The organism is Massilia sp. IC2-278, assembly GCF_020708045.1.
GTDB lineage: Bacteria > Pseudomonadota > Gammaproteobacteria > Burkholderiales > Burkholderiaceae_D > Telluria.
This window is the reverse complement of record NZ_JAJFES010000009.1, coordinates 105,595-126,468: the sequence shown is the minus strand read 5'-3', so window position 1 is coordinate 126,468 and position 20,874 is coordinate 105,595. Positions and strand designations below refer to the sequence as shown.

At 67.0% G+C, this 20,874-nt stretch carries 15 protein-coding genes; 10 read left to right on the top strand and 5 right to left on the bottom strand.

Annotation, left to right across the window (positions count from 1 at the left end):
* Positions 1-27: 27 nt before the first annotated feature.
* A complete protein-coding gene (locus LK540_RS17095; RefSeq protein WP_229438508.1) occupies positions 28-2,391 on the bottom strand; it encodes a PAS domain-containing protein in 2,364 nt (787 codons plus the stop codon).
* A gap of 317 nt (positions 2,392-2,708) precedes the next feature.
* Between LK540_RS17095 and LK540_RS17090 the strand changes: the two genes are divergently transcribed.
* Complete coding sequence (locus tag LK540_RS17090) at positions 2,709-4,079, top strand: HD-GYP domain-containing protein (protein ID WP_229438507.1); 1,371 nt, start codon at positions 2,709-2,711, stop codon at positions 4,077-4,079.
* Positions 4,080-4,391: 312 nt separating this feature from the next.
* Here LK540_RS17090 and LK540_RS17085 read toward each other — a convergent pair whose 3' ends face one another.
* A complete protein-coding gene (locus tag LK540_RS17085; protein WP_229438506.1) occupies positions 4,392-5,603 on the bottom strand; it encodes a cation:proton antiporter in 1,212 nt (403 codons plus the stop codon).
* Positions 5,604-5,832: 229 nt separating this feature from the next.
* Here LK540_RS17085 and LK540_RS17080 point away from each other — a divergent pair, with 229 nt between their 5' ends.
* From LK540_RS17080 to fucP, 9 genes are all read left to right on the top strand, one after another.
* Entirely contained in the window at positions 5,833-7,113 is a 1,281-nt protein-coding gene (locus LK540_RS17080; RefSeq protein ID WP_229438505.1) for an ABC transporter substrate-binding protein, read from the top strand.
* 1 nt (position 7,114) lies between these two features.
* Complete coding sequence (locus LK540_RS17075) at positions 7,115-8,002, top strand: carbohydrate ABC transporter permease (RefSeq protein WP_229438504.1); 888 nt, start codon at positions 7,115-7,117, stop codon at positions 8,000-8,002.
* Positions 7,999-8,916 carry a carbohydrate ABC transporter permease gene (locus LK540_RS17070; protein ID WP_229438503.1) on the top strand — a complete coding sequence of 306 codons (918 nt, stop codon included), beginning with the start codon at positions 7,999-8,001 and terminating at the stop codon, positions 8,914-8,916. The genes LK540_RS17075 and LK540_RS17070 overlap by 4 nt, the downstream gene beginning before the upstream one ends.
* A gap of 3 nt (positions 8,917-8,919) precedes the next feature.
* Positions 8,920-9,966: an ABC transporter ATP-binding protein gene (locus LK540_RS17065; protein WP_229438502.1), complete on the top strand. Its 1,047-nt coding sequence runs from the start codon at positions 8,920-8,922 to the stop codon at positions 9,964-9,966.
* 62 nt (positions 9,967-10,028) lie between these two features.
* Complete coding sequence (locus LK540_RS17060; RefSeq protein ID WP_229438501.1) at positions 10,029-11,090, top strand: LacI family DNA-binding transcriptional regulator; 1,062 nt, start codon at positions 10,029-10,031, stop codon at positions 11,088-11,090.
* 99 nt (positions 11,091-11,189) lie between these two features.
* Positions 11,190-12,554: a GH1 family beta-glucosidase gene (locus LK540_RS17055; protein WP_229438500.1), complete on the top strand. Its 1,365-nt coding sequence runs from the start codon at positions 11,190-11,192 to the stop codon at positions 12,552-12,554.
* A gap of 25 nt (positions 12,555-12,579) precedes the next feature.
* The gene (locus tag LK540_RS17050; RefSeq protein ID WP_229438499.1) at positions 12,580-15,099 is read left to right on the top strand and encodes an exo 1,3/1,4-beta-D-glucan glucohydrolase; all 2,520 of its coding nucleotides are present in this window, start codon (positions 12,580-12,582) and stop codon (positions 15,097-15,099) included.
* A complete protein-coding gene (locus LK540_RS17045; protein ID WP_229438498.1) occupies positions 15,096-16,067 on the top strand; it encodes a glucokinase in 972 nt (323 codons plus the stop codon). Before LK540_RS17050 ends, LK540_RS17045 begins: the two co-directional genes overlap by 4 nt.
* Before the next feature lie 21 nt (positions 16,068-16,088).
* Positions 16,089-17,405 carry an L-fucose:H+ symporter permease gene (gene fucP, locus LK540_RS17040; RefSeq protein WP_229438497.1) on the top strand — a complete coding sequence of 439 codons (1,317 nt, stop codon included), beginning with the start codon at positions 16,089-16,091 and terminating at the stop codon, positions 17,403-17,405.
* A gap of 238 nt (positions 17,406-17,643) precedes the next feature.
* Here fucP and LK540_RS17035 read toward each other — a convergent pair whose 3' ends face one another.
* Genes LK540_RS17035 through LK540_RS17025 form a run of 3 tightly spaced genes read right to left on the bottom strand, consistent with a single transcriptional unit; the run spans position 17,644 to position 20,858 of the window.
* Entirely contained in the window at positions 17,644-19,131 is a 1,488-nt protein-coding gene (locus LK540_RS17035) for a tryptophan halogenase family protein (protein ID WP_374041369.1), read from the bottom strand.
* Between the two features lie 22 nt (positions 19,132-19,153).
* On the bottom strand, positions 19,154-20,167 hold the full coding sequence (locus tag LK540_RS17030) for a cupin-like domain-containing protein (protein ID WP_229438496.1): 1,014 nt from the start codon (positions 20,165-20,167) through the stop codon (positions 19,154-19,156).
* Positions 20,151-20,858: a SapC family protein gene (locus LK540_RS17025; protein ID WP_229438495.1), complete on the bottom strand. Its 708-nt coding sequence runs from the start codon at positions 20,856-20,858 to the stop codon at positions 20,151-20,153. Before LK540_RS17025 ends, LK540_RS17030 begins: the two co-directional genes overlap by 17 nt.
* Positions 20,859-20,874 lie beyond the last annotated feature (16 nt).

The window sequence follows — 20,874 nt, the reverse complement described above, 5'->3', positions numbered from 1 at the left end:
GGGCCGCCAAAGGGCGGCCCTGGTGTTTCAGCTCTCCAGCAGGGCGAGCAGTTGCGGCAGTTCGACAGGTTTGACCAGGTGGGCGTCGAAGCCGGCCCGCTTCGAGGCCTCGATGTCCCGGGCCTGGCCGTAGCCGCTGAGCGCGATCATCCGCGCATCGGCGGCATTCGGCATGGCGCGCAGGTGCTCGACCAGGCGGTGGCCGTCCATGCCGGGCAGGCCGATGTCGAGCAGGTAGACGTCGATGGCTTCGCCGGCCGCGCGCGCCAGCGCGGCTTCGGGCGTCGTTTCCACCGCCACGCTGTGCCCGGCCGCGTTCAGCACCACGCACAGCGATTCGGCGGCGTCGCGGTTGTCGTCGACGATCAGCACGCGCCGCGGCACAAGCAGCGGCGCCGGCTGCCCGGCCGCCTGCGCCGGCAGCGGCGCGCCATCGCCGCCCGTATCGCCAGCCGCCGCCGGCGCATGGCGCGGCAGGATCACCGTGAAGCAGCTGCCCTGGCCCAGGCCGGCGCTGTCGGCTTCCACGCGGCCGCCGTGCAGCACGATCATGCTGCGCACCAGGGCCAGGCCGAGACCGAGGCCGCCATGCGAGCGGTCCGGGGTGCGCTTGGCCTGGGTGAACAGGTCGAACACGTGCGGCAGCAGGGGCGCCTCGATGCCGATGCCGTTGTCGCGCACCGACAGCCGCACTTCATCAAGCGTGGTGGACAGCGCGACCGCGATGCGTCCGCCTTCCGGCGTGTACTTCGCGGCGTTGGTCAGCAGGTTCGCCAGCACCTGCACCAGGCGCTTGCTGTCGCCGATGACGATGGCGCTGCCCGGCCCCACTTCCTCCACCAGGGTATGGCGCTGGCGCTCGATCAGCGGACGCGCCTGTTCCAGCGCGCCGTGCAGTACCGTGCGCATGTCGACCTCGACGCGTTCCAGTTCGGCCAGGCCGCGGTTCACGCGCGACACGTCCAGCAAGTCGTCGACCAGCTCGACCATGTGGCGCACCTGGCGCCCGATCACGTCGCTCGCATGCGCCAGGCGCTTCGGGTCGCTTCCCGACAACTTCAGGATCTGGGCCGCGGTGCTGATCGGCGCCAGCGGGTTGCGCAGTTCGTGGGCCAGCATCGCCAGGAACTCGTCCTTGCGGCTGTTCGCCAGCCTGAGTTCCTCGGAGATGGTCTTCTGGTCGTGGATGTCGGTCATGGTGCCCATCCAGCGCAGGATGCGGCCATCGGCGTCGCGCACCGGCAGCGCGCGCGTCAGCACCCAGCGCCATTCGCCGCTGCGGTGGCGCGCGTGGTGCTCGATCTCGAACGGCGCGCCGCCGTCCTGCGAGGCGAACCAGGCGGCGTGCAGGGCCGGCAGCTCGTCGGGATCGGCCAGGGCCTTCCAGCCGGCGCCGTGGAGCGACTCCGGCGCCACGCCGGCAAAATCGCGCCAGCCTGCGTTGGCATAGTCGAAGCGGCCGTCGGGCGTGGCCGACCAGATCATCTGCGGCATGGCGTCGGCGATGGTGCGGAACTTCGCCTCGCTCTCGCGCAGCGCTTCCTCGGTCTGCTTGCGCTCGGTGATGTCGGTGAACAGCAGGGCCACGCGGCGCCCGCCGGGATGCCGGATGCGGCTGGCGTAGACGCTGAACCAGCGGCCCATCGCCGACGAGCCCTCGACGAAGCGGCGCGCTTCGCCGGTGACGGCGATCTCGTCGTAGATGTCGATCCAGCGCTGCTCCAGCCCCGGCACCAGCTCGCGCGCACGCCGCCCCACGCAATCGCGCAGGCCGGTCTGCTGCGAGAAGGCCTTGTTGACCTCGACGAATTCGTAGTCGACGGCGCGCCCGGTTTCGTCGCGCACCATGTCGATCAGGCAGAAGCCTTCGTCCATGGTCTCGATCAGGGCGTGGTTGGTCTGCTCCAGCCGCTCGCGCAGCAGGTGTTCCTCGGTGACTTCCTTGCAGATCACGAGCACGCCGCGGATTCCCGCTTCGTCCTCGATCGGGCTGTAGCCATAGGTCCACCAGATATTGTCGCGCACGCCGTTGCGGGTGAGCGGCACCAGGCGGTCTTCGTACCAGGTCGATCCGCCGGCCATCACGCGTTCGATGTCGGGCCCGATCAGGTACCAGGCCTCGGCCCAGCATTGCCGGCCGGGCGCGCCGAGCGCCTGCGGATGGCGTTCCGGCCCCAGGGTCTGGCGGTAGGCGTCGTTGTAGAACTGGATCAGGTCCTCGCCCCACCAGATGAACATCGGGTGGTTGCTCGACAGCAGGAGGCGGACCAGGGTCTTCAGCGTGGAGGGCCAGGTATCCGGCGTGCCGAGCGGATGGTGGCGCCAGTCGTGCTCGCGCATGAGTGCGCCCATGTCGCCGCCGCCGGCGAGAAAGCTGTGTCGCGAATTCAAGGTGGTCCAGTCAGTACAAGAAGGGCCGGCACGACTGCGCTGCCGATGTCCGGTGCATGCCGTCGTGTCCTGTTGCGCCGGCGAGCGAGGGCAAGCAATGGCAATAGCGCGGTATTGGTAATCCAGCAATTTACCATATCCATGCAAATACGGTCGCGTGGCAAAACGGCAAGCTGGCAAGCTCTACAATAAACCGTGGCGCATGTATGCGGCAAAACAACACGCTTCGTCCAGTATTTTTGACATTAGGGGTTGTCAATCGTGCGCACGGGTCGTGTCGCGTAGAATGAATTATTTCCACACAGAAATTCCCCGCCATGGACCGATTCCCCGATGCGCTGGTGCATACCGCCGCCGGCTCGCTCAAGCTGTCCGAGCTGATCGGGTCGCTCAGCTACGCCCTCGACCTGACCGAGGGCCAGCCCGAGGGCCATTGCGTGCGCTCGTGCTGGATCGGCATGCGCGTCGGCGCCATGGCCGGACTGAACGGGCAACAGCTGTGGGAGCTCTACTACACGCTGCTGCTGAAGGACGTCGGCTGCAGCAGCAACGCGGCGCGCATCTGCGAGTTGTACCTGACCGACGACCTCGGCTTCAAGCGCGACTTCAAGGCGGTGCGCGACAGCACGCCGGACCTGATCGCCTTCGTCCTCAAGCACACCGGCCTGAAGGCCGGCCTGTCCGAGCGCTTCCGCGCCGTGCTGACCATGCTGCGCGAAGGCCGCAGCACGGCCCAGGAACTGATCGTCACGCGCTGCTCGCGCGGCGCCGAGATCGCGCGCCTGCTGCGCTTTCCCGAATCCGTGGCGGCCGGCATCTACAGCCTTGATGAACACTACAACGGCAAGGGCAAGCCGGCGCGCCTGAAGGGCGAGGCGATTCCCGTGTACGCGCGCATCGCCATGCTGGCCCAGCTGGTCGACGTGTTCCACACGGCCGGCGGCAAGGCCGCGGCCCTGGCCGAACTGCGCCACCGCAACGGCACCTGGCTCGACCCGGAGCTGGTGCGCTGCTTTGGCGAGGTGGCCGCCAGCGACGATTTCTGGACCATGCTGGCCGACCCGGGGCTGGATGCGACCGTGTTCGCCATGGAGCCGGCCGAGCACACCATGCCGATCGACGACGACTACCTGGACGACATCGCCACCGCCTTCGGCCAGGTGGTCGACTCGAAGAGCCCCTATACCGGCGGCCACAGCGCGCGCGTGGCGCTGTACACCGACATGATCGGCGAGGCGCTCGGCCTGTCGCCCGAACGGCGGCGCTGGCTGAAACGCGGTGCGCTGCTGCACGACGTCGGCAAACTCGGTGTGAGCAACAGCATCCTCGACAAGCCTGGCGCGCTCGACCGCGACGAATGGGCTGCGGTGCGCCGCCATGCCGAGTTCACCGAGATCATCCTGTCGCGGATCGCCGCCTTTGCCGAACTGGGCCGCATCGCCGGCGCCCACCACGAGCGGCTCGACGGCGGCGGCTACCCGCGCGGCCTGGTGGCCGACGAGATCGACCTGGAAACGCGCATCATCACCACCGCGGATATCTTCGACGCCATCACCGCCGAGCGGCCGTACCGCAGGGCGATCCCGCCGCTGGAGGCGCTGGCCATGATGGAAAAGACCGTCGGCACCGCGCTCGATGCGCGCTGCTTTGCGGCGTTGAAGGAAGCGGTGGCGCGGGTGGAGTTGTAACCGCAGCCCGCGGCAGCAAGCCTGGCCCGCTGCAAGGATCGTAAGGTGGGCACCCCGTGCCCACGCGGTTACGTGTCTATCCTTGCACTGCGTGCGGCGACTTTTCGCCCGCTGACGTGGAGCTTGGCCCGGCGCCATGCATGGTTTTTCGTTCATCGGATATGTCGCGAGCGACGTTCCGCAGCCGACGCAAGAAGGACACGCCCGTAACCGCGTGGGCACTTTGTCATTGATGCCCCCAGCATCAATGACCCCACCGTACGGTTGCCGCCGCAGGCCGATTTAGATGGATCGGCCCGCGCGCTGATCGACTCAACTCGTCTTGAACACCAGCTGCGCCGCCGCCCGCAGCTTCGGATACACCACCGGCACCGTCAGCATGGTGCTGCCGATCGCCATCAGGAGCAGGGCGGTGAAGGTTTCGTTGGTGATCACGCCCTTGTCGAGCAGGATGTTGGCGAAGATGATCATGATCAGCGCCTTGGTCTGCAGCAGCCAGCCGATGATCGAGGATTCGGTGCGGCTCCAGCCCAGGATGCGTCCCGCGATGTGGGTGCCGGCCAGCTTGCCCGCCACCGACGCCAGCAGCAGCACCGCCGCCGCCACGAACACGGCCGAGCCGCCCACCGCCCAGTTGGTCTTCAGGCCGGTGCTCAGGAAGTAGACCGGCATGAAGGTCAGCAGCAGGTGCTGGCGCAGGGCGTCGAGGCGCTTCTGGTCGAACCACGACGCTTCGCTCACGGCGCCTGCCAGGAAGGCCCCGACCATGAAGTGCAGCCCGGCCCAGTCGGCGGCCAGCGCGCACAGGGCAAGCCAGACCGGCATCGCATACCAGCGGTCGCGCTCTTCCAGCCAGGCCATCAGGCGCCGGAACAGCAGGGTGGCGATGCCGAACACCAGGAAGAAGCCGAGCTGGCGGCCGACGCGGTCCCAGTCCAGCAGGATCAGGGCCAGCACGCCCCAGATCGCGATGTCGTCCAGGCTGGCGTAGCGCAGGATGCGCTGGCCGATCGGCTCGCGCAGGATCTCCAGCTTCTCCATCAGCAGGATCAGGATCGGCAGCGCCGTCACCGCGCAGGCCATGCCCACGCCCAGCACGAACTGCCAGTCGTGCGCCTGGGCGCCTTTCCAGCCGGCGTAGCCGAGCATGCCCACGGCGGCGATGCAGCCGAACACCAGCGGCGTGCCGAGCGCCAGCGAAGCCGTGATCATGCTCTCGCGCCGGTGTTCCCAAGCCTTTTTCAGGTCCAGCTCGATCCCGGCGATCATCACGAACAGCATCACGGCCCACCAGGCGATGCCGTTCATGGCGCCCATCACCTGCGGGTTGAAGACGAAGTTGTAATACTCGGGATAGGCGCGGCCGAGGATGCCGGGGCCGAGCAGCACGCCAGTGATGATCTGCACCACGACCAGCGGCGCCCAATAGTCGGTATTCCCCAGCCGCCAGATCAGGTAGGGCAGGGTAAAGATGACGAGCATCGCGATCAAAAAGATCTCGGTCGTCCCCATGGCTGTGTGCATAATGTCTCCCAAATATTTTTTTATGGTAAGCCGGCGCCGTATTGACTGCAAGGGAAGAAGGCGTTGGAAACGATACCACAACGTTTCTGCATAAACAGCAACCGACTGCTCAAGAAACAAAAAAGTTATCAATTGACACAAAAAATCGCGTGATGCTATAGTCGGACAAAGCCGCTGGTAACGTTTCCAAAAACGTACCGACAAGGACAGGCGATGGATCGGAGACACGATGTACAAAGCACAGAATAGGGCGCTGGCCTGCGCCTGCGCGGCCTTGTTCGCCAGCGCAAACACGCTCGCAGCCGGCGCCGGCGCGGCGGCAGCCAGTTCGGCGCCGCGGGCTAGCGCGCCCCGGGCCGAAGTCATCCACTGGTGGACCTCGGGCGGCGAATCGGCCGCCGTCAAGCAGGTGGCCCAGGCCTACCGCGCCGCCGGCGGCGTCTGGGTCGACACGGCGATCGCCGGCGGCGACCAGTCGCGCGCCGTCACCGTCAACCGCATCGTCGGCGGCAACCCGCCCACCGCCGCCCAGTTCAACACCTCGAAGCAGTTCTTCGACATCATCGAGCAGGGCATGCTGAACAACGTCGACGACGTGGCGCGCGCCCAGAACTGGGACAAGCTGCTGCCCGAACCCATCGTCAGCGTGATCAAGGTCGACGGCCATTACTATGCCGTACCGCTGAACATCCACATGCAGACCTGGATCTGGTATTCCAAGGCGGCGTTCCAGAAAGCCGGCATTGCGAAAGAACCCGCCAGCGTCCCCGAATTCTTCGCCGCCCTCGACAAGCTCAAGGCGGCCGGCATCGTGCCCCTGGCCCACGGCGGCCAGGCCTGGCAAGAGACCATCCTGTTTTCCGCCATGCTGTCCAACCTGGGCGGCAAGGACCTGTACCTGAAGGTGCTGCGCGACCGCGACCCGAAGGCCATCGCCTCGCCGGCCTTCCGCAACGTGCTGCTGGCGTATAAACGCCTGCAAAGCTATGTGGATGCACGCTCGCCCGGCCGCAACTGGAACGACGCCACTGCCATGCTCATCTCGGGCAAGGCCGGCATGCAGATCATGGGCGACTGGGCCAAGGGCGAGTTCACGGCCGCGAAGCAGGTGCCGGACCAGCAGTTCGGCTGCATCGCCGGCCTGGCGCCGAACGCGCCTTACCTGATGCAGGGCGACGTCTTCGTGTTCCCGAAGACCCGCAACGCGCAGGCGGTGCAGGCGCAGAAGCTGCTGGCCAGCGTGGTGGTGGCGCCGAACACCCAGCTCGCCTTCAGTAAACTCAAAGGCTCGGTGCCGGTGCGCACCGATGTCGACGCCTCGCAAGCCGACGCCTGCGCCCAGAAGGGCATCGCCATCATGAAGGACCGCTCGCGCCACCTGGGCGTGTCCGAGGTCTACCTGACCCCGGACCAGAACGGCGCCATGCAGGACGTGCTGACCGCCTACTGGAACACCAACATGACGGTCGAGAAGGCGCAGAAGAACCTCGCCGCGGCGCTGCAGGAATAAGATGCTGGCCCGTCCGATCCGCGCGGCCATGCCCTATGCAGCCTTGCTGCCGATGGCGCTCACCGTCATCGTTGCCTATCTCGGCACGATGGCGTGGACCCTGCGCACCTCGTTCACGGCCTCGCGCACCTTCCCGTCCGATAAATTCATCGGCATGACGCAGTACACGCGCCTGTTCGACAACGAGCGCTGGATGCTCTCGCTGAACAACCTGGCCGTGTATGGCCTGCTGTTCATCCTGGCCTGCCTGGTGATCGGCTTCCTGCTCGCCGTCTTCATCGACCAGAACGTCAGCGGCGAGGGCGTGCTGCGCACCGTCTTCCTGTATCCGTACGCGATGTCCTTCGTGGCCACCGGGCTGGTGTGGCAATGGCTGCTCACACCCGGTACCGGCATCGACGGCGCCATTGCGCGCCTGGGCTTCCCGGATTTTGTCTTCGACTGGATCGTCGACCAGGACATGGCTATCTACACCATCGTGATCGCCACCGTCTGGCAATCGGCAGGCCTGGTGATGGCGCTGATGCTGGCCGGCCTGCGCGGCATCGACGGCGACATCTGGAAGGCGGCGCGCCTGGACGGCATCCCGGCCTGGCGGGTCTACGTATCGATTATTTTGCCGATGCTGTGGCCGACAATCGCCACCGTGTTCCTGCTGCTGGCCACCAGTGTCGTCAAGCTGTATGACGCCGTGGTCGCCATGACCCAGGGCGGCCCCGGCACGGCCAGCGAAGTGCCGGCCAAGTTCATCATGGACCATTTGTTCCTGCGTTCGAACATCGGCCTGGCCTCGGCCGGCGCGATCATGCTGCTGGTACCGGTGGTGGCCTTGCTGGCGCCTTACGCCTATGCCCGCAGCCGCCGCAGTCGTGAACGAGGCAGGGCATGATGGCGCAGACCACCTTGCAGACCCCAGTTGTGCGTGTGCCCGTTGCGGCCCGTGCGCGCCGCCGCCACTTCACGCCGGCGCGTGTCGGCATCTACGTCTTCCTGTTCGGCGCCGCGCTGTTCTTCCTGCTGCCGCTGTACGTGATGCTCGTCACTTCGTTGAAGGGCATGGACGAGATCCGCGCCGGCTCCATCCTGGCGCTGCCGACCGAATGGACGATCGAACCCTGGCGCCAGGCCTGGAGCCAGGTCTGCACCGGCGCCTCCTGCGAAGGCATCCGCGGTGGCTTCTGGAATTCGGTGGCGATCACGGTGCCGAGCACGGTCCTGCCGATCCTGGTCGGCGCCATCAACGGCTATGCGCTGAGCTTCTGGCGTCCGCGCGGCGCGAACCTGCTGTTCGGCGTGCTGCTGGCCGGCGCCTTCATCCCGGTGCAGGTGATGATCTATCCGCTGGTGCGCCTGCTGGCCGGCGCCGGCATCTTCGGCTCCTTGCCCGCCATCGTGCTGGTGCACCTGATCTTCGGCATGCCGGTGATGACCCTGCTGTTCCGGAATTACTACGCCAGCCTGCCGCAGGAATTGTTCCACGCGGCGCGCATCGACGGCGGCGGCTTCTGGCGCATCTTCCTGCACGTGGTGCTGCCCTTGTCCGTGCCCATCATCGTGGTGGCGGCCATCATGCAGGTGACGGGCGTGTGGAACGACTACATCCTGGGCCTGGTGTTCGCCGGGCGCGACAATTTGCCGATGACGGTCCAGCTGAACAACGTGATCAACACCACCACCGGCATCCGCCTGTACAACGTGAACATGGCCGCGACCATCCTCACGGCCCTGGTGCCGCTGGCGCTTTACTTCTTCTCCGGACGCTGGTTTGTGCGCGGCATCGCCGCCGGCGCCGTGAAAGGCTGATGCATGGCTAACGTCCATTTACGCAAACTCTCCATCACGCTCGGCGGCAAGCCCATCATCCGCGAGCTCGACCTGCAGGTCGAACCGGGCGAATTCCTGGTGCTGCTCGGGCCTTCGGGCTGCGGCAAGTCCACGCTCCTGCACAGCATCGCCGGCCTGATCGACGCGACGGCCGGCAGCATCGAGATCGGTGGCCAGGACATGACCCTGGCCGATCCCAGCGAGCGCGGCATCGGCATGGTGTTCCAGTCGTATGCGCTGTACCCGACCATGACGGTGAAGGACAACATGTCCTTCGGCCTGAAGATGGCCGGCACGCCCAAGGCCGAGATCGCGCGCCGTGTGGAACGCGCCGCCGAAATGCTGCAGCTCGACGCACTCCTGTCGCGCAAGCCCGCCCAACTGTCGGGCGGCCAGCGCCAGCGCGTGGCGATCGGGCGCGCCCTGGTGCGGGAAGCCGGCGTGTTCCTGTTCGACGAACCGCTGTCGAACCTCGACGCCAAGCTGCGCGCCGAACTGCGCCGCGAACTCAAGCTCCTGCACGCGCGCCTCGGCTCGACCATGATCTACGTGACCCACGACCAGGTCGAGGCGATGACCCTGGCCTCGCGCATCGTCGTCATGCAAGGCGGCGTCGTGCAGCAGATCGGCACCCCGGCCGAGGTGTACGAGCGCCCGGCGAACCGCTTCGTGGCGGGTTTTTTGGGCTCGCCGGCGATGAACTTCATCGAGGGCGAGGTCGACCTGCACAACCGCTTCAGTTCGCGCAGCCTGGCGCTGGCCCTGCAGGAACCCATGCCGACCGGCGCGGCGACCCTGGGCGTGCGGCCCGAACACGTGCACATCGATGTGGACGGCCCATTGAAAGGCACCGTGACCCTGGTCGAACCGATGGGCAACCACCAGGTGCTGTGGCTCGATTGCGGCGGCCAGGTGCTGTCGGCCATCGTGCACGGGCCGGCCGTGTTCACGGCAGGGCAGGCCTTGCGCTTCGGGATCGATGCCGCGCGCGTGTCGCTGTTCGACCCGGCTGATGGTAGGCGGCTGTAAAGATATGCAGGCATGGAGTATGCTTCCATGCGGACGACAACAACGATAGACGAAGGAATTGTGTGGCAACGATCAAAGACGTAGCGCGCCTGGCAGGCGTGGGATTGGGAACCGCGTCGCGCGTGGTCAGCGGCAAGGGTTCGGTCTCGCCGGCGACGCTCGAGCGCGTGAAGAAGGCGATCGACGAGCTGGGTTTCCGGCCCTCGCACGCCGCGCGCGCGCTGCTGTCCGGCTCCAGCCGCATGATCGGCGTCTACATTCCTGTCCTTTCGGGCACCTTCTACACGCCGATCCTGCAGATCATCGACACCGAACTGCGCGCAGCCGGCCTGCACATGGTGGTCGCCTTTGGCGTCGGCCTGGGCGACGCGCGGCGCCAGGCGATCGACGGCATCGACTTCCTGCTCGAGCGCGGCTGCGACGGCCTGATCGTGATGACCGGCGCCCTGCTCGAAGAAGACATTGCGGCGCTGGGCGCCAAGCGCCGCCAGCTGGTGGCGCTGAATCACAGCTTCGCCGGCATTCCCGACCAATGCTTCATGGTCGACCACCGCCTGGGCGGACGCCTGGCGGCGCGCACGCTGCTCGAACACGGCCACCGCGACATCGCGATTGTCGCCGGCCCGGCCAGCCTGATCGACAACGTCGAGCGCGTCGAAGGCTTCAAGGCCGAGCTGGAAGAGACGGGCATCGACACCGGCAAGCTGTGGGTGGCCGAGAGCGATTTCTCGCCGGCCGGCGGCTGGGCAGCGGCGAAGGCCCTGATCGAATCGGGCAACCCGTGCAGCGCGCTGTTCTGCGCCAACGACGAGATGGCGGTCGGCGCGCTGTCCTATTTCCAGGAGGCGGGCATCCGCGTGCCGCACGATCTGTCCGTGATCGGCTACGACGACACGCCGAGCGCCGAATTCTCGGCGCCGCGCCTGACCTCGGTACGCATGCCCTGGCGCGAAATGACGCTGAACGGCCTGAACGCGCTGCTGAACCGCTGCTACGACCTGCAGCGCCCGGTCGAGCGCAGCTTCCCGGTATCGGTGACGCTGCGCGCCTCGCTGGCGCAGGCGGGCGAGGTGGGCGCAGTGGGCGCAGTAGGCAAACGCGCACGCCGCCCGAAGGCCGCATGAACACGAACAGACGGAAAAGGCGCCGGCCTGGCGCTTTTTTTTGAAACGAGTATGGAAAGCTTTCCAAAACATTCGACTATTGTCCACCGAACCGAGACCATGACGACAACGAACAGCACAGACCAGCATCCGCCCGCGCGCAGCGAATTCGCTTCCGACTTCCTGTGGGGCTGCGCCACCTCGTCCTACCAGATCGAAGGCGCCGGCTTCGAAGACGGCCGCGTCGAGTCGATCTGGGACCGCTTCGCCGCCACCCCCGGCAAGGTGAAGGGTGGCGCCAACGGCGCCGTGGCCTGCGACCACTACCACCGCTGGCCCGAGGACTTCGACATCGGCCGCGACATGGGCCTGAACGCCTACCGCTTCTCGATCGCCTGGCCGCGCATCTTCTCTGAAATTGGCGGCAAGCCGAACGGGAAAGGCCTGGACTTCTATTCGCGCCTGGTCGACGGCATGCTCGAACGCGGCCTGCAGCCCTGGGCCACGCTCTACCACTGGGACTTGCCGCAATTCCTGCAGGACCGCGGCGGCTGGGCCGAGCGCAGCACGGTCGACGCGTATCTCGAATTCGTGGATGCCATGACGCGCCGCCTGGGCGACCGCGTGCAGCACTGGATCACCCACAACGAACCCTGGTGCACCGCCTTCATCGGCAACTGGGAAGGCCTGCATGCGCCCGGCCACACCGACTTCGCCACCGCGCTTCAGGTCTGCCACCACGTGCTGCTCTCGCACGGCAAGGCGGTGCCGCTGATCCGCACCAATGTGCCGGATGCGAAGGTAGGCCTGTCGCTGTCGCTGCACCCGCTGCGCGCGGCGAGCAGCAGCCCTGAGGACGAAGCGGCCAAGCTGCGCCACGACGGCCTGCGCTACCGCTGGTTCCTCGATCCGCTGTACGGCCGCGGCTACCCGCAGGATACGATCGACCTGATCAAGGATGCGGCGCCGGCCGTGCACCCGGGCGACCTGGAGGCCATCGCCGTACAGACCGACTTCCTGGGCGTGAACTACTACTTCCCCGAGACCATACAGGATGCGCCGGGCGTGGGACCGCTGGCGGTGCGCGTGCTGCCGCCGCAGGACGTCGAGACCACGGCCCTGGGCTGGGAAGTCGCGCCCGAGGGCCTGGCCGAACTGCTGGCGCGCATCGAGAACGACTATCATCCGGGGCCGATGTACATCACCGAGAACGGCTCCTGCTACGACGACGTGGTGGGCGAAGACGGCAGCGTCAACGACACCGAGCGCCGCCGCTACCTGCAGCGCCACCTGGCGGCGCTGCGCGATGTGATTGACGGCGGCGTGCCGGTGAAGGGTTATTTCGCCTGGAGCCTGGTCGACAACTTCGAATGGGCCGAGGGTTATGGGCGCCGTTTCGGCCTGGTGCACATCGACTACGACACCCAGCAACGCACGCTCAAGGACAGCGGCAAGTGGTACCGCGGCTTCCTGCGCCAGGACTAACACACGATAAAAACACGGAGACGAGATGAACAAGAAGCTGCACCTGTCTGTATTGGCCCTGGCCGTCGCCTTTGCCTTGCCCGCCACTGCCGCCCCCACGGCTGCGCTGACCGACTGGCCCGCGCCGAAGAGCGCGATCGCCAGGGACGCGAAGCTGGAAGCGCGCGTCGCCGAGATCGTCGGCAAGATGACGCTGGCCCAGAAGATCGGCCAGATGACCCAGGCCGAGATCAAGACCGCCACGCCGGAAGACGTCAAGCGCTACTACCTCGGCTCGGTGCTGAACGGCGGCGGCAGCTGGCCGAACAACAACAAGCACGCCACTGCCGCCGACTGGCTGGCGCTGGCCAACGCCTATTACGACGCCTCGATGGCCACCGACATGGCGATCAAGGTGCCGGTGATCTGGGGCATCGACGCCGTCCACGGCAACAACAACGTGGTCGGCGCCACCATCTACCCACACAACATCGGCCTGGGCGCGGCCCACGATCCGAAGCTGGCCGGCGAGATCGGCGCCGCCACCGCGCGCGCCGTGCGCGCCACGGGTCTCGCCTGGGTCTTCGGCCCGACGGTGGCCGTGGTGCGCGACGACCGCTGGGGCCGCACCTACGAAAGCTTCTCGGAAGACCCGCTGCTGGTGAAAAGCTATGCCGGCCCCTACGTGAAGGGCTTGCAGGGCCGCTTCGACAAGGACGCGAACGTGGTCGCCTCGATCAAGCACTTCATGGGCGATGGCGGCACCGACCAGGGCAAGGACCGCGGCGTCACCAAGGCCAGCGCCGAGCAGATGATGAACATCCACGGCCAGGGCTACTACCCCGGCCTGGAAGCGGGCGCGCAGACGGTCATGATCTCGTTTAACAGCTGGACCGATACTGCAACCGGTACGGAACACGGCAAGCTGCACGGCAGCCGGGTGGCGATCACCGACATCCTGAAGAACAAGCTGGGCTTCGACGGCTTCGTCGTCAGCGACTGGAACGGCATTGCCGAAGTGCCGGGCTGCCGCAACGACAGCTGCGCCCAGTCCGTGAACGCCGGCATGGACATGTTCATGGTGCCGGACGACTGGAAGGCTTTCATCGCCAACACCGCCAAACAGGTGGAAAGCGGCGAAATCCCGATGGCGCGCATCGACGACGCCGTGACCCGCATCGTGCGCGTGAAGCTGCGCGCCGGCCTGTTCGGCAAGCGGCCTTCGACCAATGCCTATGCCGGTAAGGACGCGGCATTGCAAGACCGCGCCCTGGCGCGCCGTGCCGTGCGCCAGTCGCTGGTGCTGCTGAAGAACGAGGGACCAGCGCTGCCGCTGGCAAAGGGCAAGAAGATCCTGGTGGTCGGCAAGACCGCCGACAGCATCTCGAACCAGACCGGTGGCTGGTCGCTCACCTGGCAGGGCACGGCCAACACGAATGCCGACTTCCCGAACGCCGACAGCATCCTGGCCGGCATCCGCGAAGCGGCCGGCGCCGCCAACGTGAGCTACAGCGCCGATGGGGCGGGGGTGAACGTGGCCGACTTCGACGCGGTGGTGGCCGTGATCGGCGAAACCCCGTATGCCGAAGGCGACGGCGACATCGGCCCGACCGGCACGCTGCGCCACAGCGGCCGCCATCCGGAAGACCTGGCCGTGCTGCAGGCGGTCGCCGGCAAGGGCAAGCCGGTGGTCACCGTGTTCGTGGCCGGGCGTCCGCTCTGGGTCAACGACCTGATGAACCTGTCCGATACCTTTGTCGCCGCCTGGCTGCCGGGCAGCGAAGGCAAGGGCGTGGCCGATCTGCTGGTGGCCGGCAGCAAACGCTACGACTTCACGGGCACCCTGTCGTTCTCGTGGCCGAAGACCGTCTGCCAGACCGATTTGAACGCCGGCAGCGCGAACTACGATCCGCTGTTCAAGCTCGGCTACGGCCTGCGCACGGGCACGCGTTCCCAACTCGGCCGGCTGGATGCGAATTACCCGGCCGGCGGCTGCGGCGTCAGCAACAGCTTCCCGGTGTATGGCCAGGCCGACCGCGCCAGCTTCCCGCTGGCGATCAGGAGCGGCGGCGAGTTCAAGCCGCTCGGCGCCGACCTGAACGCCACCTTCACGCTGCCGAACGTCAGCGTGCAGACCTCGCAGATCAACACCCAGCAGGATGCGAAGCAGGTCACCTGGACCGGGCCTGCCAGCATCGAGGCGCGCGGCACGAAGGCCATGGTGCTGCCGCCTGCCGCTGCGGCGGATGGCGCGCTGCGCTTCGACACCATCGTCAGCGCCGCGCCGGCGGGCAAGGTGACCATTGCCATGGCCTGCGGCGCCAACGCCGCCTGCGGCACGCCGCTCGACGCCACCGCGCTGTTCGCGCGCCTGGCCGGCAAGGGCAAGCAGACGGTCAAGATTCCGCTGGCCTGCTTCAGCGCGCGCGGGGCGGACCTGGCGCGGGTCGAGGCGCCGTTCGTGGTGGGCAGCAGCGCCGCCTTTACGGCCTCGTTCACCAACATCGACATCCTGGGCGGCGGCGCGAAGGAAGCCGACGCCGTGCGCTGCGAGGAGCTGAAATGAACATGCCCAGCCTGGTCGCCGACATCGGCGGCACGAACGCGCGCTTTGCCCTGCATCACGAGGGCCGCTTCGACTGCATCGAGGTGCTGCCCTGCGCCGGCCACGCGACGCTGGCCGACGCCATGCACAGCTACCTCGGCGCGGCCGGCCGGCGCGGCTTCGCGGTCGATGGCATCCGCCATGCGGCGATCGCGATCGCGAATCCGGTCGAGGAAGACCGGGTCAGCATGACGAATCACCACTGGAGCTTTTCGATTGCCGGCCTGCGCGACGAGCGCGCGCTGTCGACGCTGCTGGTGGTGAACGACTTCGCGGCGCTGGCGATGTCGCTGCCTTATCTGCAGTCGTACCAGCGCGAACGTATAGGAGGAGATGCGGGCGGAGGCATCGAGCTGAGCGGACGTCCGATCGGCCTGATCGGCCCCGGCACCGGCCTGGGTGTGTCGGGCGTGATCCCGGCCGGCGGCCAGTGGACCGCGCTGGCGGGCGAGGGCGGGCATGCCAGCTTTGCGCCCTGCACGCGCGACGAGTTCGTCATCCTCGAACGGCTGCAGGAAGAGTACGGCCATGTGTCGGCCGAGCGCCTGCTGTCCGGGTCGGGCCTGGAAGCGATCCACCGCGTGCTGTCGGGCGATTCGCTGGCCGCGGCCGACATCACGCGCCAGGCACTGGACGGCTCGTGCGACGCCTGTATTCGTACAGTCGAGACGTTTTGCGGTATCCTCGGCAGCGTTGCCGGCAATGTCGCCCTGACCCTGGGCGCCACCGGCGGCATGTACATCGGCGGCGGCATCGTGCCGCGCCTGGGATCCTTGTTTGCGCAGTCTTCGTTCCGGCGGCGATTCGAAGACAAGGGGCGCCTGTCGCCCTATCTCGCGCGCATTCCGACCTGGCTGATTACCGAACCTTACCCGGCGCTGCAAGGCGTGGCGGCCATGCTGTCCGCGCACATCGCCAACCAACAATAAAGAAGCACTGAAGGAGGCAACATGGAACACACCGCAGGCAGTCCACGCATCGACAAGGGCGCCGCTGCCGCACACGAGGGCGAGTTCAAATCGAACACCGGCCCGCTGGTCATCGTCACCATCCTGTTCTTCATGTGGGGGCTGTTGACCTCGCTGAACGACATCCTGATCCCGCACCTGAAGTCGATCTACACACTCACCAACGTGCAGGCGATGCTGGTGCAGTTCTGCTTCTTCGGCGCCTACTTCATCGTCTCGATTCCCGCCGGCGGCCTGATCCGCCGCATCGGCTACCAGCGCGGCGCCGTCACCGGCCTGCTGATCGCCGCCGCCGGCTGCGCGCTGTTCTATCCGGCAGCGCAGAGCGGCTACGCGCTGTTCCTGTTCGCCTTTTTTGTCCTGGCCAGCGGCATTACGATCCTGCAGGTGGCGGCCAACCCTTACGTCACCGTGCTCGGACCGGCACGCACCGCATCGAGCCGCCTGACGCTCACGCAAGCCTTCAATTCGCTCGGCACCACGGTTGGCCCGGCCCTGGGCGGTGTGCTCATCCTGTCGGCGGCCGCGGTCGGCGCCGACCAGCTGGCGGCCATGACGGCGGCCGAGCAGGCAGCCTACAAGGCCCAGGAAGCGGCCACCGTGCAGGGGCCTTACCTGGCGCTCGCCGCGGCGCTGGCGATCCTGGCCGTGCTGTTCGCGCTGGCGCGCCTCCCTAAAATCAACCATGAAGAAGGCCCGGCCGCGGCAAGCGTCGCCGGCAAGGGCTCGGCCTGGAGCTACCGCCACCTGGTGCTGGGCGCGGTGGCGATCTTCGTGTATGTGGGCGGCGAAGTCAGTATCGGCAGCTTCCTGGTCAACTTCCTGGGCGAGCCGCACATCGCGGGCCTGGATCACGCGGCGGCGGCCAAGTACGTCAGCATGTATTGGGGCGGCGCGCTGGTCGGCCGCTTCATCGGCTTTGCCGTGATGCGCTATGTCAGCCCGGGCAAGACGCTGGCCTTTAATGCGCTGGGCGCGATCGCACTGGTGCTGCTGGCCACCTTCACGCAAGGTTCGGTGGCGCTGTGGGCGATTGTCGCCGTCGGCCTGTGCAACTCGATCATGTTCCCGACCATCTTCAGCATGGCGCTGCATGGCCTGGGCCGTCATACCGGCCAGGGCTCGGGCATCCTGTGCATGGCCATTGTCGGCGGCGCCATCGTACCCCTCATCCAGGGCTGGCTGGCGGACGACATCGGGCTGCAGATCTCCTTCCTGGTGCCGGCGGCGTGCTATCTGTTCATCCTGTTCTTCGGGGTGAAGTATGCGGGGCTGCACCGCGAAGGCACCGACAAATAACGGGAACCCGCGGCCGTGACCGTACGGTGGGCACTCCGTGCCCACGCGGAAAGCGGCACAGTGATACAGCATGTCCGTGGCATGAAGCAAGCGCCGCGTTATCGCCTCAGAAGCGATAACGCGGCGCTTGTTTTTCGGCGGGATCAAACGTCAACACGACGCGACGTTCCGCGTGGGCACGGGGTGCCCACCGTACGGTCGACGTCAACGATATCGCAGACCTTTGTTCGGCGCGGGTTTATTTGGCGACGCCGCAGTACTGGCGCACGTACGCCTCATGCGGCGGCAACTGTGCCACGGTCCGGTTCACCGTCCCGCTGATGTTGTCCAGGAAGCCCTTCAGCTCCGCATCGCCCATCAAGTCCGCCGTCTGGTGGTGCCCGTCCGGCATGATCCCTTGTCCCAGCATCACCTGGATCCACGAGTTCTCCGCGAACAGCTCGTTCGGCGCCCGGAATACGCGCCCGGTCTCGCGGAACAGGTCGATGCGGTGCTGCAGCGAGGCCGGCACGGCCATCTCGGCGCAGGCGCGCCAGTAGGGCGTGTCGCGGCGATTCGTCACCTTGTAGTGCAGCACGATGAAGTCGCGGATATGCGCGATCTCGTCGGTCGCCTGGCGGTTGTACTCGGCCACGTCGCTGGCGCGGATGCCGTTCGACGGGAACATCTGCATCAGGCGCACAATGCCGCGCTGGATCAGGTGGATGCTGGTCGATTCGATCGGCTCCAGGAAGCCGCTGGCCAAACCGATGGCGACGCAGTTGCCGACCCAGACCTCCTTGCGCTGGCCCGGCTGGAAGCGGATCACGCGCGGCTGCATCAGCGGCTCGCCGGTGACGTGCCGGTTGAGCGTAGCGATCGCCGCCTCGTCGTCGATGAAGCGGCTCGAAAACACGTGGCCGTTGCCGACCCGGTGCTGCAGCGGGATGCGCCACTGCCAGCCGGCTTCGCGCGCGATCGAGCGGGTGTAGGGCACGGCTTCGCCGCTGGACGCGGTTTGCAGGGCGGCGGCGCTGTCGTTGAACAGCCAGTGCGACCAGTCCTCGTAGTCCACGCCCAGCGCCCCGCCGATCAGCAGGGCACGGAAGCCGCTGCAGTCGATGAACAGGTCGCCTTCCAGTTCGGTGCCGGAATCGAGCCTGACCGAGCGGATCGTATTGGCCTGCGCGTCCTTCACCACGTCGACGATCTTCGCCTCGACCCGCTGCACGCCGTAGTGCTCACTGAAGCGGCGCAGGAAGCGCGCATAGGCGCCGGCGTCCATGTGGTAGGCGTAGTTCATGCCTTGCTTGGGCAGGTGGGCGAAGCGGTTCAGCTGGGCCGCGCGGTGCTCCAGGCAGTAGTCGCCATAGTCGCCGGCCAGGCCGCGCTCGCGGCCCTTGTGCCAGAAGTGCTGGAAGCCGGCGGTCCAGTGGTCGATGCCGGTATTGCCGAAGGAGTGGATGTAATCCTGGTGCACGTCGCGCCAGTTCTCGAAGCTGATGCCCAGCTTGAAGGTGGCGTGGGTGGCGGCCATGAATTCCTGCTCGTTGATCTCCAGCAGGTGGTGGAAGTTCTGCAGCGTCGGAATGGTGGCTTCGCCCACGCCCACGGTGCCGATTTCGTCGGACTCGACCAGCTTGATGTCGAGGCGCTTGCCGAGCGATTTACTCAGGCAGGCGGCGACCATCCAGCCGGCCGTGCCGCCGCCGGCGATCACCACGCGGCGGACGGGTTTGTTGTTCACGTGCGTCTCCATGCTTGTCTCCTCAGCGGTTCATCCGCTTTAATAATTGGGCGCGCAGGGCGCGTACGGCGGCATCGTCGAGCGGGTTCAATACGCCGCGTGCGTGCGGCGGGATATGGGCCGCGGTCTCCTCGTCGGCCTCGAACACGTAGCGCTTGAACAGCCCCTGCCAGGCGCGGCGCTGCTCGGGCGGCAGGTCGCGCACGCTCATCAAGGCGTGCATCAGCGCGTTGATCGGCGTGTCCATGTAGTTTGGCGACTGGCGCCACCAGTAGTTCACCAGCACGTTGAACGGGGACAGCGCCTCGATGTGGTGCCACCACATGCTCGGGATGAAGAGGGCGTCGCCCGGCGCCAGTTCGGCCACCCGCGCGTGGCACATGGCGTCGGCGAATTTCGGGAAGCGGTTCAGGTCCGGCTGGTGGAAATCGACCAGGCTGATCGGCTGGCCGGCCGGCGTCAGGTCGAGCGGGCCGATGTACAGGTTGTCCACCTGCTCCGGCGGGAACAGGGTAAAACGGCGGCGCCCGGCCGCCACGCAGGCGATGTTGTCGGGCAGGTCGTAGTGGGCGGCGATGCGGGTGCGGTTGCCGATCCAGATGCTGGCCAGGGCGTCGCGGTTTCCCAGGTCGATGTCGTTCTCGGCGCGCAGGCCCGGCAGGCAGGTGTCGATCGTGGTCGAGCCGACGTAGATCGCCGGCGGAACGTCATCGCGCAGGTGGCCGCGCAGTTCGGCCAGCACGGCGTCCAGGCGCGCCCGCACCGGTGCGAAATTGAAGCCGGTGAAGTCCTGGTTGTAGAAGAAGCGGCCGCCGATGTCGGGCGCGCCCAGCATGGCGGTGACGGTGGCGTCGCGGTAGAAGCGGCGCAGGTAGGCGTCGGCACTGTCGAATGAGGCGATCGCCGCGCGCACCAGCGGCCAGCGCGCCACCAGGCCGCGCAGCACCACCGGCTCGGTCGAGGTCAACAGCGCATCGCCCAGGACCCCGGGGCCGCCGGCGTCGATCTCGCGGATGGGTTCAGCGCTGTCCGGCATGGCGTCGGTTCTTGCGGTCGATCAGGGCGCGGAACTGCGACAGCGAAGCGAGCACCATGTAGATCGCCTGCAGGTGGCCGGCGGCGTGCAGGCTCGCCAGGGCCGCGCCGTCGAGTGCCGCCAGGCGCTCCTCGTGGATGGTGTAGAAGCCGGCCAGGCGGTTGTCCGAGCCGTCGTCGAGGGTGATGTCGAGGAAGAAGGATTCGAGCAGATTGTGCTGGAGCAGGGCGGCGGTGAAGCTGCGCGCGCCCTCCAGGCCGAGGTGGATCGCGCGCAGGACCGAGGCCATGCGCTCGGTGTACTCGGTGTTGCCGCCCTGGGGCAGGAACAGCGGCTCGCCCTGGTCGCGGCTCAGGCGCGGGCTGTCGAGGTCGACGTGGACCACCAGTTCGGCGCCGTCGGTGCCGATCAGGAAGGGCTGGCGCTGGATCGACAGCGGGATCTCGGGCGCGTCCCAGTGCGCGCCGTCGAGGAACAGGTTTTCGCCCTGCTGGAAGCCGAACAGGGCCAGCGCATCGTAGCCGCCTTCGCCGTTCTGCTGGAAGACGATCGGGTAGTGCGCCTGCAGGGAGCGGAACTCGTCTGGCCAGGTCAAGGCCGACATCACGTTGTCGCCGTAGGCGGCGCCGCGGGTGGCGATCACGCGCATGGCGGCGTGGTCGATATTGTTCAGTAAGACCGGATTCGGCATGGCTTGTCTCTTGATT

Excerpts from the sequence above, each read along its gene's own strand:
- LK540_RS17090 (WP_229438507.1), top strand. The coding sequence starts at position 2,709 with ATGGACCGATTCCCCGATGCGCTGGTGCATACCGCCGCCGGCTCGCTC.
- LK540_RS17085 (WP_229438506.1), bottom strand. The coding sequence starts at position 5,603 with ATGCACACAGCCATGGGGACGACCGAGATCTTTTTGATCGCGATGCTC.
- LK540_RS17080 (WP_229438505.1), top strand. The coding sequence starts at position 5,833 with ATGTACAAAGCACAGAATAGGGCGCTGGCCTGCGCCTGCGCGGCCTTG.
- LK540_RS17075 (WP_229438504.1), top strand. The coding sequence starts at position 7,115 with ATGCTGGCCCGTCCGATCCGCGCGGCCATGCCCTATGCAGCCTTGCTG.
- LK540_RS17070 (WP_229438503.1), top strand. The coding sequence starts at position 7,999 with ATGATGGCGCAGACCACCTTGCAGACCCCAGTTGTGCGTGTGCCCGTT.
- LK540_RS17065 (WP_229438502.1), top strand. The coding sequence starts at position 8,920 with ATGGCTAACGTCCATTTACGCAAACTCTCCATCACGCTCGGCGGCAAG.
- LK540_RS17055 (WP_229438500.1), top strand. The coding sequence starts at position 11,190 with ATGACGACAACGAACAGCACAGACCAGCATCCGCCCGCGCGCAGCGAA.
- LK540_RS17050 (WP_229438499.1), top strand. The coding sequence starts at position 12,580 with ATGAACAAGAAGCTGCACCTGTCTGTATTGGCCCTGGCCGTCGCCTTT.
- LK540_RS17045 (WP_229438498.1), top strand. The coding sequence starts at position 15,096 with ATGAACATGCCCAGCCTGGTCGCCGACATCGGCGGCACGAACGCGCGC.
- fucP (WP_229438497.1), top strand. The coding sequence starts at position 16,089 with ATGGAACACACCGCAGGCAGTCCACGCATCGACAAGGGCGCCGCTGCC.
- LK540_RS17030 (WP_229438496.1), bottom strand. The coding sequence starts at position 20,167 with ATGCCGGACAGCGCTGAACCCATCCGCGAGATCGACGCCGGCGGCCCC.
- LK540_RS17025 (WP_229438495.1), bottom strand. The coding sequence starts at position 20,858 with ATGCCGAATCCGGTCTTACTGAACAATATCGACCACGCCGCCATGCGC.